Consider the following 17,904-nt stretch of genomic DNA (forward strand, 5'->3'; position numbering starts at 1 on the left):
AGAAATTAAATGAAAAAATGGGTAGCAGGAGTTATAACAGCAACAAGTATTTTTGGATTAGCAGCATGTGGGAGTGATTCAGGTTCGGGAAATGACGAAAAGGAATTGGTGGTAGGTGCATCTAATATTCCACACGCTGAAATCCTTGAACAAGTGAAGCCTGTCTTGGAAGAAAAAGGGATCGACTTACAAATTGAAACGTATCAAGACTATATCCTCCCCAATAAAGATCTGGATAATGGAGATATAGATGCGAACTATTTCCAGACCACACCTTATATGGACTTGCAAATGAAGGAAAATGAATATGATTTTGTCAATGCAGGCGGAATTCATATTGAGCCAATCGGTGTTTATTCTAAAAAATACAAATCTCTCGAGGAGCTTCCTGAAGGCGCTACGATCTTAATGAGTAACTCTGTATCGGACCATGGACGTATCCTTACATTATTAGAGAAAAAAGGTCTCATCACTTTAAAGGATGGGGTGGAAAATACGCAAGCACAAATTGAAGACATCAAAGAAAACCCCAGAAACATCCAATTCGATTATGAGTACGAAGCAGCTCTTCTTCCACAAATGTATGAAAACGAAGAAGGGGACGCAGTTGTCATTAATTCTAACTATGCTATCGATGCAGGGTTGAAACCTCTTGAAGATTCAATTGCCATTGAAGATAGTAACTCTCCATATGTGAATGTGATTGCAGTTAACAAAGGTGACGAAAACAAAGAAGAAGTAAAAGCTCTAGTGGAAGCACTACGTTCGAAAGAAATCCAGGACTTCATTAATGAAGAATGGGATGGAGCCGTTGTGCCGGTAAGTGAATAAAGTGTGCAAACCCGATTCTGACACTGTACAGAATCGGTTTTTTTTCATTGTAAGGTTTCCCCAAATTTTTAACATAATCATTTCCTTATTGGTTCATACTATTTTCGATGAATCTATTTCTGGAATGGAGCTGAATGAAATGCAGATGGAACCAAGAAATACAACAGAAGCTACCCTTCATGATTATAAAATGGGACTTGGAATCTTCACTGAAAAAATGCCTGAGCTTGCCGAGCAGTATAATGCGTTCACTGAGCACTGCTTTAGAGAAGGGATTCTTTCTAAAAAAGAAAAGCAGTTGATCGCGTTAGGAATCAGTCTTTATTCCCAGGATGAATATTGCATCATCTACCACACAAAAGGATGCCTGGATCAAGGATGTTCAGAAGAAGAAATCCTTGAAGCACTCGGAGTAACGGCTGCATTTGGAGGCGGAGCGGTCATGAGTCAGGCTGTGACGTTAGTACAGCAATCGATTCAGGATTTGAATCAGTTAAAGCAATAAGGGTAATGAAATCGAGAGGGAGATATCCTTCTCGATTTTTTTGCTCTTTTCTAAACATTGTTGTTATTTTTTACAGAGAAAGTAGTAGTTGATTTTTTTATATAATCCACTATTAGAAAACAACCTCTTTTTAAGAGAGCAGTGGTCGATTTAATACTGGAAATTCTGTATTGTTTTGTCAGCTTTAAGCTCTGTCAAGAAAATTTCATATAGATGGTGGGGGAACCGCGTTGACTCCTGCGGAAGAACGGGCGTGGGGAGACCCCGTTCGGCTAAGCTGAGGAGGCCGGCGGTACGCTAGCTGCAAGCGGAGCGGTTCCCCTCACCATCAAGCACACACTTGTTGACAGAGGTCATTTTGAAAGCCTTCAATTGTAGCAGGAGTGAAAAGGGCAATAATAGCTCAATACATTATGAATACTTATTCAAGAAAATATATATTTATTAAAAAAGCTATTAATTGGCAGTATAATGGCGGAATTTTGTGAAAACTTAAAGGTAACCCCTTGAAGTTAGGATGATAAGGATAAATATAAGAAAAAATGACCCTATACTGGTTTTGTCTTGTGAACGAGGGGGTAGTATAGTTATAAAGTAATTAAAAACTTGAAAGGAATGATTCATTATCGACTCTCTTGAGAGTATCTCGTACACAAGTGAAATGGAAAAGGCAATGCATGGAGCCCATGGGATTGGTTATGAGGTGTACAAACGAAAGCATGATGTCAGAATGCAAGTAGAGAAAAGAAGAGAGCAGGACTATAAGGAGAGCAGAAGAATGATTGCTGCACTTGATCGTAAGGTGCACGCTAATATATAATAAGGAAGAAAAAAGGAAACCAGTGTAGACGATGCACTGGTTTTTTATTGTTATGCAATCAGCCTCAAGCCTTAAAAATCGATGGACATAGCGAACGGTCTCATGGATTTAAACTTGTATCAGTGTCGGGATGTTCTTCACGACCGGAAACTGGACAAGGAATCCCTACATTTTTCCTTTATTTTATGCCAACAATAGAAAAGGATTATCTGGTCAAGTTTACACTATCTATATAGTTGAAAAAGTTGATAATAGCTTTTATTTGTTATAAGATTGTAATGAGAATAAATTGAGAATGATTAAAGAATTTAATTCTTAAATTCATTATAAAGTCACGGAGGTAAATATACATGGCAGGTTCTACTTTAACAATCAAAGATCTTCATGTTGAGATTGAAGGAAAGGAAATCCTGAAAGGGGTTAACCTTGAAATTAAAGGTGGAGAAATCCACGCAGTAATGGGACCGAATGGTACAGGTAAATCTACTTTATCTTCTGCTATTATGGGTCATCCAAAGTATGAAGTAACAAAAGGAAGTATTCACTTCGACGGTGAAGATGTGCTTGAAATGGAAGTGGATGAGCGCGCTCGCGTAGGTCTATTCCTTGCAATGCAGTATCCAAGTGAAATCAACGGTGTAACGAATGCGGACTTCTTACGTTCAGCAATCAACAGCCGTCGCGAAGAAGGCGAAGAGATTTCTCTTATGAAATTCATCCGCAAAATGGATTCTGAAATGGAATACCTGGAAATGGATCCGGATATGGCACAGCGTTACTTAAACGAAGGGTTCTCTGGTGGAGAGAAGAAGCGTAATGAAATCCTTCAATTAATGATGTTACAACCTAAGATTGCCATCCTTGACGAGATTGACTCTGGTCTTGATATCGATGCCCTTAAGGTTGTATCAAAAGGAATCAATAAAATGCGCGGTGAGGATTTCGGTTGCTTGATCATCACTCACTATCAGCGTCTTCTTAACTACATCACTCCTGATCATGTTCACGTTATGATGCAAGGACGTATTGTTAAATCAGGCGGAGAAGAATTAGCACAACGCCTTGAAGCAGAAGGATATGAATGGATTAAAGAAGAGTTAGGAATAAAAGACGAAACTGTTGGCCAAGAAGCGTAAGTGTTAGGGGGATGAAAATGACTGTAGAAACGAAACTATCAGTAGATCAGGACTATGTCAGCTCCTACTCAAAACAACTTGGAGAGCCAGAATGGTTAACAACCCTTCGCACAGATGCCTTTGATAAAGTAAAGGATCTAAGCCTTCCAGTTGCTGATAAAACGAAAATCACGAATTGGAATTTTACTCAATTCCAGAAGCATGCAGTGGAAAGTGATACGTTCTCATCTTTGAGTGAGCTGCCGGATGAAGCAAAAGAATTAGTTGATTTAGAAAGCAATGACCAAAGTCTTTATATTCAACGAAATAATACACCTGCTTTTCTTTCTCTTTCAAACGAATTAAAGGACAATGGTGTTATTTTTACGGATATTTTTACAGCTGTAAAAGACCACAGTGAACTTGTACAGAAGTACTTCATGACTGAAGGCGTGAAAACGGATGAGCATAAGCTTACAGCCCTTCATGCAGCATTGATGAATGGGGGAGTGTTCCTTTACATTCCAAAAAATGTGGAATTGACTCAACCGATTCAAGCGGTTTACGTTCATGACAATGCTGAAGTAGCGATGTTCAACCACGTATTAGTAGTGGCTGAAGACAACAGCTCTGTAACATACGTTGAAAACTACATTTCTACAACAAATGTTGAAGACGGCGTATACAACATCGTTACGGAAGTTTTGGCAAACAATAATGCTAAAGTGGCATACGGTGCTGTGGATAATTTAGCAAGCGGATTAACAACGTATGTTAACCGACGTGGAATTGCACAAAGGGATGCTCGCATCGAGTGGGCTCTTGGATTAATGAACGATGGAGACACTGTTTCAGAAAACGTAACAAACCTTATGGGTGATGGCTCATATGGTGATACAAAAACCGTTGTCGTTGGACGCGGAAAACAGAAACAAAACTTCACGACGAAGGTTGTTCACTTCGGTAAAAACTCTGAAGGATACATCCTTAAGCATGGAGTGATGAAGGACGAAGCATCTTCCATCTTCAATGGTATCGGTAAAATTGAACACGGTGCGTCTAAGTCGAATGCAGAGCAGGAGTCTCGCGTATTGATGCTTAGTGAAAAAGCACGTGGAGATGCGAATCCGATCCTTCTTATTGATGAAGATGACGTAACGGCAGGACATGCTGCGTCTGTAGGTCGAGTGGATCCGCTGCAACTTTATTACCTGATGAGTCGTGGAATTCCGCAGCATGAAGCGGAACGTCTGGTTATTCATGGCTTCTTGGCTCCTGTGGTTAAACAATTACCGATTGAAGGAGTTAAGAAACAACTTGTTGAGGTTATCGAAAGGAAAGTAAACTAATGGATGTAAAAGAGATTCGCAAACAATTTCCGATTCTCGACCAGGAAGTAAATGGCCATCCACTTGTTTATCTTGACAGTGCCGCAACATCACAAAAGCCGGTTTCCGTTATCGAAGCGGTGAATGACTATTATCGTGGATATAACTCAAATGTTCACCGGGGTGTTCATACTCTTGGGACGAGAGCGACAGATGGTTATGAAGGGGCCCGTGAAAAGGTCCGCAATTTCATAAACGCTTCCTCCACTCAAGAAGTGATCTTTACCCGTGGAACGACAACAGCAATCAATACAGTTGCAGCAAGCTACGGTCGTGCTAATTTGTCCGAGGGTGACGAAATTGTGATCACTCACATGGAGCATCACAGTAATATCATACCTTGGCAACAGTTAGCCAAAGAAACCGGAGCGGCGTTAAAATATGTTCCCCTTCAAGAGGATGGAACGATAGCGATTGAAGATGTCAGAGCTACTGTCTCATCTCAAACGAAGATTGTTTCGATCATGATGGTTTCAAACGTGCTTGGTACGATGAACCCAATCAAAGAAATCACGAAGATTGCTCATGAAAATGGTGCAGTCATGGTCGTTGACGGAGCACAGGCTGCTCCACATATGAAGGTCGACGTACAAGACTTAGACTGCGATTTCTTTGCCTTTTCAGGTCATAAAATGGTAGGTCCTACAGGGATCGGAGTACTTTACGGTAAGAAAAAACACCTGAACAAAATGGAACCGGTAGAATTCGGTGGGGAAATGATCGACTTTGTCGGACTTCAGGAATCCACTTGGAAAGAGCTTCCGTGGAAATTTGAAGGTGGTACACCGATCATTGCAGGTGCCATTGGACTTGGAGCTGCGATTGATTTCCTTGAAGAAGTAGGACTTCATAACATTGAAGAACATGAACATAAGCTTGCGGCTTATGCATTGGAGAAAATGAATGAAGTCGAAGGCATGAAAATTTTCGGACCAAGTGATCCAGGAAAGCGGGCAGGTATTGTTACGTTTAACATTGATGATGTTCATCCGCATGATGTGGCAACCGTACTTGATGCTGAAGGGATTGCCGTTCGCGCAGGTCATCACTGTGCACAACCACTGATGAAGTGGTTGAACGTATCCGCAACAGCACGTGCCAGCTTCTATCTTTACAATACGGAAGAAGATATTGATAAACTTGTTGCAGGCCTATTGAAGACAAAGGAGTTTTTCAGCGATGTCTTTTAATAATTTAGATCAGTTATATCGACAAGTCATTATGGATCATTATAAGAATCCACGAAACAAAGGTTCTTTAGAGGATGGAAGCTTTACCATCGATATGAATAACCCTACTTGTGGAGATCGCATTCACCTGACTTTAAAGGTGGAAGATGGTATCGTTCAGGATGCGAAGTTTGATGGAGAAGGCTGTTCGATCTCCATGGCTTCTGCTTCTATGATGACCCAAGCGGTCAAAGGGAAAGAGATTGAGAAAGCATTGAAGCTTTCAAAGATCTTCTCTGATATGATGCAAGGCAATGACTATGACGACGATGTGGATTTAGGAGATATTGAAGCATTACAAGGAGTCGCTAAATTCCCGGCCCGTATCAAATGTGCAACATTGGCTTGGAAAGCGATGGAAAAAGGAGTTCAAGAAGAAGAGCAGGAATAAGCTCTTCTCCTACTCTATTTAAGAATGGAGGAATCAACATGGCAAAGAAGATGCCTGAGGTCGGAGACTATAAATACGGTTTTAGTGATAAAGACGTATCTATTTTCCGTTCTAAACGTGGTTTGACACGAGAAATCGTTGAAGAAATTTCTCGTATGAAAGATGAGCCTAAGTGGATGCTTGATTTCCGTTTGAAGTCACTTGAGCATTTTTATAATATGTCTATGCCTCAATGGGGCGGAGACATGCAGGAACTGAACTTTGATGAGATCACATACTATGTGAAGCCTTCTGAAAAGTCAGAGCGCAGTTGGGATGAAGTACCTGAAGAAATCAAGCAAACGTTTGATAAATTAGGTATTCCGGAAGCTGAGCAAAAGTATCTTGCAGGGGTTTCTGCTCAGTATGAGTCAGAGGTTGTATACCACAACATGCAAGAAGATCTTGAAGAGATGGGTATCGTATTTAAAGATACAGATTCTGCTCTTAAAGAAAATGAAGAACTTTTCCGCGAGCACTGGGCAAAGGTTATTCCTCCAACGGATAACAAGTTCGCTGCCCTTAACTCAGCGGTATGGTCCGGTGGATCATTCATCTATGTTCCTAAAGGAATCAAGGTGGATACACCACTTCAAGCATATTTCCGCATCAACTCTGAAAACATGGGTCAGTTCGAGCGTACGCTGATCATCGTCGATGAAGGCGCAAGTGTTCACTATGTTGAAGGTTGTACAGCACCGGTTTACACAACAAATTCACTTCACTCTGCAGTCGTTGAAATCATCATCAAGAAAGATGCGTACTGCCGCTATACGACGATTCAAAACTGGGCGAACAACGTGTTTAACCTGGTCACGAAGCGTGCTGTATGTGAAGCGAACGCAACAATGGAATGGGTAGATGGAAACATTGGTTCAAAATTAACGATGAAATACCCGGCGGTTATCCTTAAAGGTGAAGGCGCTCGCGGTATGACACTATCCATCGCATTGGCAGGTAAAGGCCAGCATCAGGATGCCGGAGCGAAAATGATTCACCTGGCACCAAATACATCTTCTACAATTGTTTCTAAATCCATCTCCAAGCATGGTGGTAAAGTAACGTACCGTGGAATTGTACACTTTGGCCGCAAAGCGGAAGGCGCACGTTCAAACATCGAGTGTGATACGCTGATCATGGATAACCAATCAACTTCTGATACGATTCCTTACAACGAAATTCTTAACGATAATATCTCGTTAGAACACGAAGCAAAGGTATCAAAAGTATCTGAAGAACAATTATTCTATCTTATGAGCCGAGGTATTTCAGAGGAAGAAGCAACAGAAATGATCGTAATGGGCTTCATCGAGCCATTCACGAAAGAACTTCCAATGGAATACGCAGTCGAAATGAACCGTCTGATCAAGTTTGAAATGGAAGGTTCAATCGGTTAATATGTCATTCAAACTCCCTTGATGTTTCATCAGGGGAGTTTTTTCTGGTTTCAATAAATATCACTACGGTTCTTCCTCAATCAAGCCCAACAAAAGAATTTCCATTTTCCTTATGATAAAATGGACATGTTCATAATAAAGCAGGTGAATGAAGATGATATACATAGGAGTAACAGGCTGGGGAGATCATGAGACCCTTTATGAAAATGCTTCCCCCAGGGACAAACTAAAAGAATACGGCGCTCATTTCCCCATTGTCGAGGTGGACACAACCTTCTACGCTGTCCAGCCTCTTCGAAATGCTGAAAAATGGGTAAGGGAAACACCCGAGGACTTTAAGTTTATAGTAAAAGCGTATCAGGGAATGACGGGACATCAGCGAGGAGAGATCCCTTTTGAAACAAAGGAAGAGATGTTTAGAGCCTTTAAAGAATCCCTTGCTCCGTACGTAGATGCAGGTAAATTAGCGATGGTTCTGCTTCAATTTCCCCCTTGGTACGATTGTAAAAAGGAACATGTTGACTATATCCGGTACTGCCGGGAGCAGCTAAAGGGATTTCCACTATCGCTGGAGTTTCGCCATCAAAGCTGGTTCAGACCGGAGTTCCGGGATAAGACGTTAACGTTTATGAAAAAGGAAGGATGGATCCATAGCATTTGCGATGAGCCGCAAGCGGGGGAAGGATCTGTACCACGGGTATTGGAAACCACTCATAAAGATGCCACTCTAATTCGTTTTCACGGCAGGAATCTGTACGGCTGGAATAAACCGAATGGGGAAGACTGGCGGGAGGTTCGTTATTTATATCGCTATAATCGTGTTGAGCTGGAGGAGTGGATACCGCATATTCATCATTTGCACGAAACCTCTGAAAATCTATATATTCTTTTCAATAATAATTCTGGTGGAGATGCCGCTGACAACGCAAAAGAGCTCATTGAATTATTAGGAATTGAATATGGAGGGCTTGCACCAAAGCAACTGGATTTATTTTAGCTGACAGGAGATGAAAGACAGATGGAATGGATCGTTCTTCTATCAATCGGACTTTTAGCAGGAGCGATAGGATCCCTCGTGGGACTGGGCGGAGGAGTCATCATTGTTCCTGCCCTTATCTATTTCGGTACATATACAAGCTTGATAGCGGGAATGAATCCTCAGACAGCTGTAGGAACATCATTGGTCATTATGATTTTCACTGGGTTATCATCCACCCTGGCTTATTTAAAGCATAAGACCGTTGATTATAAAAGCGGCCTGATCTTCTTTGCCGGAAGTGGGCCGGGTTCAATACTTGGAGCATGGGTAAACAAGGGATTGAACATGGAAAGCTTCAATTTATATTTTGGTATTTTCATGATTTTGATTGCCATTGTTCTCATGATAAGAAACAAGTTAAAGCCTATTGAGACATTCAAGGATGCATCTTTTCAACGGGAATTTACCGATCCGGGCGGAAACACCTTTCGATATGGATATCCTCCTGTATTAGGAGCTGCTATTGCCTTTGTAGTTGGATTTACATCTGGTTTATTTGGTATTGGTGGTGGATCATTAATGGTACCTGCAATGATCTTGATTTTTCTTTTTCCACCTCATGTAGCCGTAGCCACATCCATGTTCATGATTTTTCTATCGGCATTAGTCAGCTCAGGAACGCATGTCATGTTTGGCAATGTAAAGTGGTTGTATGCACTTGCACTCATTCCAGGCGCATGGATAGGGGCGAAGTTTGGGGCCTATTTGAATACGAAGCTTGAATCAAAAGTCTTAGTGAGTGTTTTACGGATTATATTAATTTTAATTGGAATTCGATTGATTTACCAGGGTATTACAGGATAACATACCTCCAATAGGAGTGAGCAAATAGTGAGAGAAACCATTCATATTTATCATACAAACGACCTTCACAGTCATTTTGAGCATTGGTCAAGGATTCGTGATTTTTTGAAGATGAGAAAACAGTGGCATTTAGATGAAGGGGAACCTGTTTATCTATTTGATATCGGAGATCATGTAGACCGCTGGCATCCATTAAGTGAAGCGACTTTAGGAAAAGGAAATATTGATTTTCTAAATGAAGTCGGCTTTGATGCTGTAACGATTGGGAATAATGAAGGAATTACACTGGACTATGAAGATTTAAACAGCCTTTATGAAAATGCAGATTTTCACGTGATTGTAGGCAATCTATTAGATCGCTCGTCGCAGCCGCCAAGCTGGGTCAAAACCGATCATATTTTTCAGACGAATAGTGGAATGAAGATTGGCGTCATCGGCTTGACGGCTTATTTCAAACCTTTTTATGAAGCTCTCGGCTGGAATATTACATCTCCGATGGATGAGCTTGAGAAATTGGTTCAAGAGCTTCACCACCAGGTGGATATGGTGATTCTTCTTTCCCATCTGGGGATTAGGGATGATGAGCTGATTGCAGCACGATTTCCCGAAATTGACGTTATCCTTGGAGCTCATACTCATCATGTGTTGCATCAAGGAAAAGAAATTAAGGGAACCATGCTGGGTGCAGCAGGAAAATATGGTCATTATGTTGGTCATATGATGATTGAGGTTGACACAGCCAATAAAAAGATTGTCGGCAAAAAAGCACAACTATATGAACAGCAGGAACTTCCCCCTGTCGAAAAGGAAAAACTGGAAAATCTCGTGTGGTATCAAGAGGGGGAGGATTTGTTAGGGGAAAAAGTAACCGAACTTGCCAACCCCCTACAAGTGGATTGGTTTAATCCTTCCCCACTTCCGAATGTGTTATGTGATGCTCTTGCTGAATGGTGCGAGGCTGATTGTGCCTTCCTCAATTCTGGCCTACTCATTGATGGACTGAATGAGGGGGCAGTGACGAAACAGGATCTGCACCGGATTTTGCCTCATCCCATCAATCCATGTCTTATCGAGATGAAGGGGGCAGAGCTGAAGGAAATCGTTAAACAAACATTTAATGAGGAATGGCCGCATATTCAAGTAAAAGGACTAGGGTTTAGAGGCAAGGTGATGGGCCGGTTTGTATATGCAAATATTCAATTCAAAGGTCATGAAATCTTAATCGATCACAATCCGATTGATTCAAAGAAGATGTACAAGCTTGCCTTACCTGATATGTTCACGTTTGGCCACTTCTTTCCAGACCTTCAAAGACTTGAAAAAAAATACTTTATGCCTGAGTTTTTACGAGACATCCTCCAGTGGAAATTAAAGCAGTAAATGTATCACCGTTTCCATCCTCACGTCATACATATGAGGGAAAGGAGCGATGACACATGATGAATGTATCTCCGATTACCATTCAGGGACATACCTTTTTAGCGATTTCTGTTGAACTGCCCAAAACCAATCTCCTCGTTGTGACGAGTGATATAGGATATATAATGTGTGGAGCACTGGACGTAGCGTTACTAAATGAGAAGTTGAAAGACAGAGGAATCATTGCAGGAAGAGCTGTCGGTGTAAAAACCATCGATCAGCTCCTGGATGCCCCTCTGGAATCCATCACCTATGAGGCAGAAAATCGCGGCATCACGCCAGGCATGATCGGCCGGGATGCATTGTTGAAAATGATATAAGTGTTAAGAAGGACCAGTTGCTTTTTTGAGAGCACTGGTTTTTTGTTGGGTGAATATCACCATTCGCTTTATATTCTTGGCTCTTTTCGCAAAAGATTGTTGTTTTGTAACATAAGATCTGCCAGAAGCTCTGTCAACAAGCGTGTGCTGGATGGTGAGGAGAACCGCTCTGCTTGCAGCTAGCGTTCGGCTGAGCCTCCTCAGCTTAGCCGAACGTGGTCTCGGCACGCCCGTGCTTCCGCAGGAGTCTACGCAGTTCCCCTCATCATCTATAAAAAAATTTCATGACAGTCTTAAAGGTAACAAAAGACAATCTAAAGAAAACAGAATTTCTATTACACAAGTGGAAATTGACCAATGGTCTCTTTTAAAGAGGTGGCAATTCAAAAAAACTTTTTATAAGAAAACATGCTGAGAAAGTTGATTGGAGCGGAAGGTGCTCGACTCCTGCGGGAGAAGCGGGACAGGTGAGACCCCGCAGGAGCGCAGCGACGAGGAGGCTCACCGCCCGCCTCGCGGAAAGCGAGCATCCTGTAGCGGAAATTCAACTACTGCTTTCTTCTGTAAAAAAGCCACAATGTTTACGAAAGAGCCATATTCTTTCATGAATAATTAACACTATATCAGGAAATACATCTTGCAAGAACGTTTTTATCCTTTATAATGGAGATACTAGGAAATTTTGTCGAAAAATGAAAGAATTACATAGGAGAATTCTATGAGGCTTATATCAACTAGGGCTTTGAAACCGGGCATGGTTCTAGCTACAACCGTATATAATATGAGAGGTCAAGCTTTAATTCATGATAACGTTCCGATTACAGACCGCATGATTTCCAGATTGCAGGAGCTTAGTATTCAGTATGTCTATATTGAAGACTCCCTTTCGAGGGGAATTCATGTAAAGGGAACTGTTTCGAGTAAGGTGAGACAGCAAGCTGTAAACAATATTGAGATGGCCTTTAATCAACTAAGCGCATCGAAAGCGCCACCTGGTGTGCTCGTGATTGAAGATAGTGCTAAGCAATTGAAGCAGGTGATTGATGTAGTCTTGTCTGAAGTAAAGGCGAATCATGATCTCCTAACCATTTTGACGGATGTTTTCACATATGACTCCTATATTTTTCATCATTCATTTAATGTGACTTTGTATACGTTATCCATAGGCCTGGAACTTAAACTGTCTACTAAACAGCTCGAGCAGTTAGGCGTGGGAGCAATTTTGCATGATATCGGTAAGATGCTTGTGCCGGAGGAAATTCTTCTGAAACCAGGAAAGCTGACAGAAGACGAATTTTGTGAAATCAAGAAGCATTCAGAACACGGTTTTGAGATTTTGCGACAGCTTCATTCTGTGTCCCTGATCATTGCTCACTGCGCGTACCAGCACCATGAGAGGCTTGATGGTTCTGGTTATCCACGAGGAATCAAAGGTGAGGATATCCATCCCTTTGCAAAAATCATAGCGGTGGCCGATGTATTTGACGCCATGACTTCAAATCGTGTATACCGGAAAGCCATGCTTCCACATCAAGCGCTGGAGGTATTATATGCAGGAAGCGGTACTCTGTTTGATACAAATGTAATTGAAGCCTTCAGATCTTCTGTGGCCATTTATCCGAACGGGATGGTGGTCGAGCTGAATGATGGCCGAAAAGGAATTGTGACCGATCAAAATAAAGGTGTAACGGATCGACCGGTGATTCGGATCATCGAAGAAGATGGACAGGAAATACAAACTCCTTATGCCATGGATTTAAGTACGGAATTAGATAAGGTGATTACGGGATTTGATCCGGATTATGAACCCCAAACTCTTAAAATTAAATAAATTTTTTGCGTTAAACCCCTCTTACTTTGCATACAAATAGCTTGTAAGGGGGGATTTTTTTGTCAAAGTTTAAAACATACAAACCCCGAAGAGGAGGGCCGCTGCCTTTTCGATATGTGATGATCATCACGATTCTATTCTTTATGATTTCGACTGGATTCGGATTGTGGATCATTAACAAAGGTTTGAAACCGACACTGCTTGCTTATGCTGAAACTCAAACCAGCAGGATCGGTACGTTGGTTATCAATAAAGCGATAAACAAAAAAATTGCTGATGTTCTTGATATTTCGGATATAACGGAAGAAGTGAAGAATACAGAAGGCGACATTGTTTCATTTAAATATAATACTCAGACCATCAACCGGGTTCAGGCAGAAATCACCAACTTAGTTCAGCAAAACCTACAAGAAGCAGAGGAGGGAAATTTAGAAAACCTTGAATTTATTACCGAAGTGGAAATCGATGAAGGAAAGTCTAAAGCAGCGAAGGGCATCACTTACTCGGTCCCTCTTGGTCAGGCGACCAACAACGTGTTACTCGGTAACCTTGGTCCAAAAGTACCGATTCGCTTTCATTCGATCGGAGATGTGCGTTCTGATATTAAAACTACGGTAGAGCAATTCGGGATTAATAATGCCGTTGTAAAAGTGTTTGTCGAGCTTGAAGTCAATGTCCAGATCATCATTCCATTTGCAACGAAAACGGAGACCATCAAGCAGGATATCCTGGTTGCCATGGGTACCGTTCACCTGGATGTACCACAGTTTTATAACAATGGTGGAGGGGAATCCAGTCCTTCTATTGAAATTCCCACAAATTAGTCAGGAAAAAAAGTTGTCAAAAGAATGATAGTTTGATATATTAATAAAGAAAATTTTATAACACACCACATCATCAGTCCGATGGGGTAGAGGCGCAGAGTTCAAGAGTAAGCTGTTTGAGAATGACAACTGTGAGAACAGATGAAAGGGAACTTTTGCCGAAGTAAATATGCATGTCGAATGTGTATTTGCTGGGGTTATCTTGAAGAAGGATAACACTGTCATTATAGGGAATCTCTATAATGGGGAGCTACAGATCGTGATGGAGCACTTAAATTACTTACTAAGGTAATGATAGCTTCTCTATCGTTGCCTTTTTTTATTATCCTCTGTCATGCTACGATGGTTCCCCCCTATCAAATAGGAGGAGGACATTATGGAAAACACGATTTACTCACTATTACCACCCCTTTTAGCCATTCTTATGGTTATACTTACGAGACGGGTTCTACTTTCACTGGGAGTAGGAATCGTTGCGTCTGCCTTTCTGTTAGCAGATTTCTCAATTACGAAAACATTCAGCTTTATGTGGGACGCCTTTAAAGGCATCTTTGTCGCCGATGGAGCACTCAACACCTGGAATGTCTATATTATTTTCTTCTTACTCATTCTTGGTGTCATCACAGCATTTGTGAACATTTCCGGCGGTAGCCGCGCATTCGGTGAATGGGCGATGAAACGTGTGAAAACGAGAAAAGGGGCGCAGCTTCTTGCAGCCGTTTTAGGTATCATAATTTTTATTGATGACTATTTTAACGCCCTTGCTGTTGGCCAGGTTTCGAGACCCATTACAGATCGTCACAAAATTTCACGTGCAAAACTAGCCTATATCATTGACTCGACATCGGCACCCATTTGTGTCGTTTCACCAATCTCAAGCTGGGGAGCGTACATTATCGGTATTATCGGTTCGATTCTGGCTGCACACAGTATCACAGAGTACACAGCATTTTCAGCCTTCGTTCAAATGATACCAATGAACCTTTATGTCTGGGCAGCTGTCCTGCTTGTGATCATGGTGGCTGCTAAAGGCTTGGACTTTGGAAAGATGAAAGAGCATGAAGTTAGAGCACTTGAAACGGGAGCCCTATATGATCCCGAAAAAGAGATTCCAGGCGAATTGAAAAATGATCTGCCTGTCAGCTCGAAAGGATCGGTAGGTGATCTTGTCTGGCCGATCGTAGCTCTTGTTATCGGCACGATTGGAATGATGCTCTGGACAGGATATCAAGCAGTTGGATCATTTGACATCCTGCCGGTTTTTGAAAATACAGATGTAACGAAATCATTATTATATGGTGGCTTGTTCGGGCTTCTCGTGGCGTTGATCTTCTTCCTTCGTCAAGTCAGCTTGAAAGGAATCGAAGGGAAAGCAGTTGGAGTAGCAGTAGTGGAAGGGATCAAATCCATGCTGCCAGCCGTTTACATCCTTATCTTCGCTTGGACGATCGTCACATTGATCGATCAATTGCAAACAGGTACGTATCTTGCGGGTCTGGTTGAACAATCAAGCTTACCTATGCAGGCACTTCCAGTCATCTTGTTCTTAGTTGCCGGAATCATGGCATTCTCGACGGGAACTTCATGGGGATCTTTTGGAATCTTACTTCCGATCGCCGGGGAAATTGCTGCAGCGACAGACGTAAGTATCTTACTTCCTGCTATGGCAGCGGTTTTAGCTGGATCTGTTTTGGGAGATCATTGTTCTCCAATCTCGGATACAACCATCCTTTCCTCTACAGGAGCAGGAAGCAATCATATCGATCACGTTCTCACACAGCTTCCATATGCATTAATCGGAGCGGTTGCTGCTTCAATTGGATACCTTGTATTAGGGTTCACTGGAAGCACACTGTTCGGTCTGGGTGTTGTGATCATATTAATCGTCGCATTCGCTTTTCTGTTTGGTGAAAAAGCAAAACCAGCTGTTTCAGAACAATAAGATGAAGAAGAACCAGGAGCTCATGAGCTTCTGGTTTTTTATATTGATAGTTATAAAAAAATAGTTTTGCAGGATGTCGATAAGCCAGAGTTAAAGATTATTACAAAAACCTTAGCGAGAAACTCGATTTCCACCTCCACCTTTCTAATCATCAATTCTTCATATTCCGACAAAATTCATATAGTGAAATAGTACCTGTCTTCAAATAAAAAATTCTTTCCAAAATCTAAAAATAGCTTTGACAATTGCTCTGGAACTAGCTATACTGACTGTAGATTATAAATAATCTGAAAATATAAAAATTTCAAATACCTTAAAATGGTAGTTGGAAAGAACTAGGGGGAACCAACATGGAGAATCGTGCCCAGTTTGGAACACGAGCAGGATTTATTCTAGCTGCTGTCGGGTCAGCAATCGGTTTGGGAAACATTTGGCGTTTTCCAGCAGTAGCGTATGAAAATGGTGGAGGAGCATTCTTTATTCCTTATTTATTTGCTCTTCTTACAGCAGGTATTCCATTATTAGTGCTTGAATTTACGTTAGGTCATAAATACCGTGGGTCGGCACCACTATCTTATTTCCGTCTTAATAGGAAATCAGAGTGGCTTGGCTGGTGGCAAGTATTAATCGCATTTGTCATTTCTACCTATTATGCCGTCATTATTGCATGGGCGATGTCGTACAGTGTGTTTTCTTTCAATTTAGGTTGGGGGAAGGATACGGAGTCATTCTTATTCAACGATTATTTGAAGCTTACGGTTGATCCTGGTCAGACAGGCAGTATCGTTCCTGGAGTATTCATTCCACTTGTATTGGTATGGGTGATTACATTGGGGATTCTTTTCAAAGGAGTAAAGAAGGGAATCGAAGTAGCGAATAAGATCTTTATTCCGGCACTAGTTATTTTATTCTTAATCATTGTTGTTCGCGCTTTAACATTACCTGGAGCATTGGATGGTTTAGATGCTTTCTTCAAACCGGATTTCAGCAAAATAGCTGACCCTGGTGTTTGGGTAGCGGCATACGGACAAATTTTCTTTAGCTTATCCATCGCATTTGCGATTATGATTACGTATTCCAGTTACCTTCCGAAGAAATCGGATATTACAAATAATGCATTCATCACAGGTTTCAGTAACTCAGGGTTCGAATTACTTGCAGGTATTGGAGTATTTGCTGCTTTAGGCTTCATGGCTCAATCTCAAGGTGTTGGGGTGCAGGAAGTAGTAAGCGGGGGAGTTGGATTGGCATTTGTGGTATTCCCGCAAATCATTAACGAATTCCCGGCTCTTAACGGTTTATTCGGATTCTTGTTCTTTGCTTCCCTGGTGTTAGCGGGACTGTCATCACTCATCTCGATTACGGAGACGTATGTAGCAGGGGTTTCTGAAAAGTTCGGAATTTCCCGTACGAAAGCCGTTCTATTCGGTGGGGGTCTTTCTGCGATCATCTCAATCTTATTTGCCACTCAGGGCGGATTACTGTTCCTGGATGCCGCAGATTACTTTATCAACCAGTTTGGTGTAGCATTCGTCGGATTAGTTGAAGTAGTAGTGATTGCCTGGTTCCTGCGCAAGTTAGGTACATTCCAATCTCACGCTAATGGAATCTCGGATATTCAGCTTGGCGCCTGGTGGAAAGTATGCTTAGGTGTCATCACACCAATCGTTCTTGGATGGATGATGTTCGGTTTATTCAAAATGAATTTATTAAGAGAATTTGAAACTGAAACTGGAAACTATGGAGGTTACTCTGATGCCTTCATCCTTTACAGCGGATGGTTTGTTGCAGGATTCGCAATTCTTGCAGGTGTTGCCTTCTCATTCAAACGCTGGAATGCCAAAACTGAAGCTGAAAGCTATAAGGAGGTTGGCTAACATGACTGGTAGTGCGATTGCAATGATGATTGTTGGAATAGTCATCATCTGGGGTGGATTAGCAGCTAGTATCATGAACGCTGTTTCCAAATCCAAAAAAAAGGTGTAAAGAGTAAAAAGATGAAGCAGACGA

Annotated in this window: 17 protein-coding genes and 1 riboswitch; all 17 genes read left to right on the plus strand. The window is 41.6% G+C overall.

From position 1 onward, the window contains the following. The first annotated feature begins 9 nt into the window (after positions 1–9). The 17 genes from AC6CIB_RS12765 to AC6CIB_RS12845 all read left to right on the plus strand — a co-directional run bounded on the left by AC6CIB_RS12765 (position 10) and on the right by AC6CIB_RS12845 (position 17,880). Entirely contained in the window at positions 10–831 is an 822-nt protein-coding gene (locus AC6CIB_RS12765) for a MetQ/NlpA family ABC transporter substrate-binding protein (RefSeq protein ID WP_498281180.1), read from the plus strand. 139 nt (positions 832–970) lie between these two features. Next, a complete protein-coding gene (locus AC6CIB_RS12770) occupies positions 971–1,336 on the plus strand; it encodes a carboxymuconolactone decarboxylase family protein (protein WP_498281182.1) in 366 nt (121 codons plus the stop codon). A gap of 661 nt (positions 1,337–1,997) precedes the next feature. Beyond that, on the plus strand, positions 1,998–2,156 hold the full coding sequence (locus AC6CIB_RS12775; RefSeq protein ID WP_498281184.1) for a YuzK family famiily protein: 159 nt from the start codon (positions 1,998–2,000) through the stop codon (positions 2,154–2,156). 350 nt (positions 2,157–2,506) lie between these two features. Then, positions 2,507–3,292 carry a Fe-S cluster assembly ATPase SufC gene (gene sufC, locus AC6CIB_RS12780; protein WP_498281185.1) on the plus strand — a complete coding sequence of 262 codons (786 nt, stop codon included), beginning with the start codon at positions 2,507–2,509 and terminating at the stop codon, positions 3,290–3,292. Between the two features lie 17 nt (positions 3,293–3,309). After that, a complete protein-coding gene (gene sufD / locus AC6CIB_RS12785; protein ID WP_498281187.1) occupies positions 3,310–4,620 on the plus strand; it encodes a Fe-S cluster assembly protein SufD in 1,311 nt (436 codons plus the stop codon). Continuing rightward, positions 4,620–5,849, plus strand: coding sequence for a cysteine desulfurase (locus AC6CIB_RS12790; protein WP_498281188.1), 1,230 nt, complete (start codon positions 4,620–4,622; stop codon positions 5,847–5,849). The genes sufD and AC6CIB_RS12790 overlap by 1 nt, the downstream gene beginning before the upstream one ends. Next, the gene (gene sufU / locus AC6CIB_RS12795) at positions 5,839–6,279 is read left to right on the plus strand and encodes a Fe-S cluster assembly sulfur transfer protein SufU (protein ID WP_149156675.1); all 441 of its coding nucleotides are present in this window, start codon (positions 5,839–5,841) and stop codon (positions 6,277–6,279) included. Before AC6CIB_RS12790 ends, sufU begins: the two co-directional genes overlap by 11 nt. A gap of 38 nt (positions 6,280–6,317) precedes the next feature. Then, a complete protein-coding gene (sufB, locus tag AC6CIB_RS12800) occupies positions 6,318–7,715 on the plus strand; it encodes a Fe-S cluster assembly protein SufB (RefSeq protein WP_498281190.1) in 1,398 nt (465 codons plus the stop codon). A 154-nt stretch (positions 7,716–7,869) separates the two neighbouring features. Further along, positions 7,870–8,712 carry a DUF72 domain-containing protein gene (locus tag AC6CIB_RS12805; RefSeq protein WP_498281192.1) on the plus strand — a complete coding sequence of 281 codons (843 nt, stop codon included), beginning with the start codon at positions 7,870–7,872 and terminating at the stop codon, positions 8,710–8,712. Between the two features lie 21 nt (positions 8,713–8,733). After that, positions 8,734–9,558 carry a sulfite exporter TauE/SafE family protein gene (locus tag AC6CIB_RS12810; protein WP_498281194.1) on the plus strand — a complete coding sequence of 275 codons (825 nt, stop codon included), beginning with the start codon at positions 8,734–8,736 and terminating at the stop codon, positions 9,556–9,558. 27 nt (positions 9,559–9,585) lie between these two features. Further along, a complete protein-coding gene (locus AC6CIB_RS12815) occupies positions 9,586–10,938 on the plus strand; it encodes a bifunctional metallophosphatase/5'-nucleotidase (RefSeq protein ID WP_498281196.1) in 1,353 nt (450 codons plus the stop codon). A gap of 56 nt (positions 10,939–10,994) precedes the next feature. After that, positions 10,995–11,297: a YunC family protein gene (locus AC6CIB_RS12820; protein ID WP_397552883.1), complete on the plus strand. Its 303-nt coding sequence runs from the start codon at positions 10,995–10,997 to the stop codon at positions 11,295–11,297. Positions 11,298–12,015: 718 nt separating this feature from the next. Continuing rightward, a complete protein-coding gene (locus AC6CIB_RS12825) occupies positions 12,016–13,128 on the plus strand; it encodes an HD-GYP domain-containing protein (protein ID WP_498281198.1) in 1,113 nt (370 codons plus the stop codon). Positions 13,129–13,187: 59 nt separating this feature from the next. Next, positions 13,188–13,952, plus strand: a complete 765-nt coding sequence (gene yunB / locus AC6CIB_RS12830; RefSeq protein ID WP_148970790.1) for a sporulation protein YunB — start codon at positions 13,188–13,190, stop codon at positions 13,950–13,952. 79 nt (positions 13,953–14,031) lie between these two features. Beyond that, positions 14,032–14,213, plus strand: a riboswitch (Lysine riboswitch). Positions 14,214–14,328: 115 nt separating this feature from the next. After that, entirely contained in the window at positions 14,329–15,894 is a 1,566-nt protein-coding gene (locus tag AC6CIB_RS12835) for a Na+/H+ antiporter NhaC family protein (protein ID WP_498281200.1), read from the plus strand. A gap of 350 nt (positions 15,895–16,244) precedes the next feature. Then, entirely contained in the window at positions 16,245–17,771 is a 1,527-nt protein-coding gene (locus AC6CIB_RS12840; protein WP_498281202.1) for a sodium-dependent transporter, read from the plus strand. A gap of 1 nt (position 17,772) precedes the next feature. Then, entirely contained in the window at positions 17,773–17,880 is a 108-nt protein-coding gene (locus AC6CIB_RS12845; protein ID WP_498281204.1) for a methionine/alanine import family NSS transporter small subunit, read from the plus strand. Positions 17,881–17,904: the final 24 nt, after the last annotated feature.

Source organism: Rossellomorea sp. GQ25, from assembly GCF_059758515.1.

Bases quoted from the DNA above. Each gene is read 5' to 3' on its own strand.
- AC6CIB_RS12765 (WP_498281180.1), top strand. From the start codon at position 10: ATGAAAAAATGGGTAGCAGGAGTTATAACAGCAACAAGTATTTTTGGA.
- AC6CIB_RS12770 (WP_498281182.1), top strand. From the start codon at position 971: ATGCAGATGGAACCAAGAAATACAACAGAAGCTACCCTTCATGATTAT.
- AC6CIB_RS12775 (WP_498281184.1), top strand. From the start codon at position 1,998: ATGGAAAAGGCAATGCATGGAGCCCATGGGATTGGTTATGAGGTGTAC.
- sufC (WP_498281185.1), top strand. From the start codon at position 2,507: ATGGCAGGTTCTACTTTAACAATCAAAGATCTTCATGTTGAGATTGAA.
- sufD (WP_498281187.1), top strand. From the start codon at position 3,310: ATGACTGTAGAAACGAAACTATCAGTAGATCAGGACTATGTCAGCTCC.
- AC6CIB_RS12790 (WP_498281188.1), top strand. From the start codon at position 4,620: ATGGATGTAAAAGAGATTCGCAAACAATTTCCGATTCTCGACCAGGAA.
- sufU (WP_149156675.1), top strand. From the start codon at position 5,839: ATGTCTTTTAATAATTTAGATCAGTTATATCGACAAGTCATTATGGAT.
- sufB (WP_498281190.1), top strand. From the start codon at position 6,318: ATGGCAAAGAAGATGCCTGAGGTCGGAGACTATAAATACGGTTTTAGT.
- AC6CIB_RS12805 (WP_498281192.1), top strand. From the start codon at position 7,870: ATGATATACATAGGAGTAACAGGCTGGGGAGATCATGAGACCCTTTAT.
- AC6CIB_RS12810 (WP_498281194.1), top strand. From the start codon at position 8,734: ATGGAATGGATCGTTCTTCTATCAATCGGACTTTTAGCAGGAGCGATA.
- AC6CIB_RS12820 (WP_397552883.1), top strand. From the start codon at position 10,995: ATGATGAATGTATCTCCGATTACCATTCAGGGACATACCTTTTTAGCG.
- AC6CIB_RS12825 (WP_498281198.1), top strand. From the start codon at position 12,016: ATGAGGCTTATATCAACTAGGGCTTTGAAACCGGGCATGGTTCTAGCT.
- AC6CIB_RS12835 (WP_498281200.1), top strand. From the start codon at position 14,329: ATGGAAAACACGATTTACTCACTATTACCACCCCTTTTAGCCATTCTT.
- AC6CIB_RS12840 (WP_498281202.1), top strand. From the start codon at position 16,245: ATGGAGAATCGTGCCCAGTTTGGAACACGAGCAGGATTTATTCTAGCT.
- AC6CIB_RS12845 (WP_498281204.1), top strand. From the start codon at position 17,773: ATGACTGGTAGTGCGATTGCAATGATGATTGTTGGAATAGTCATCATC.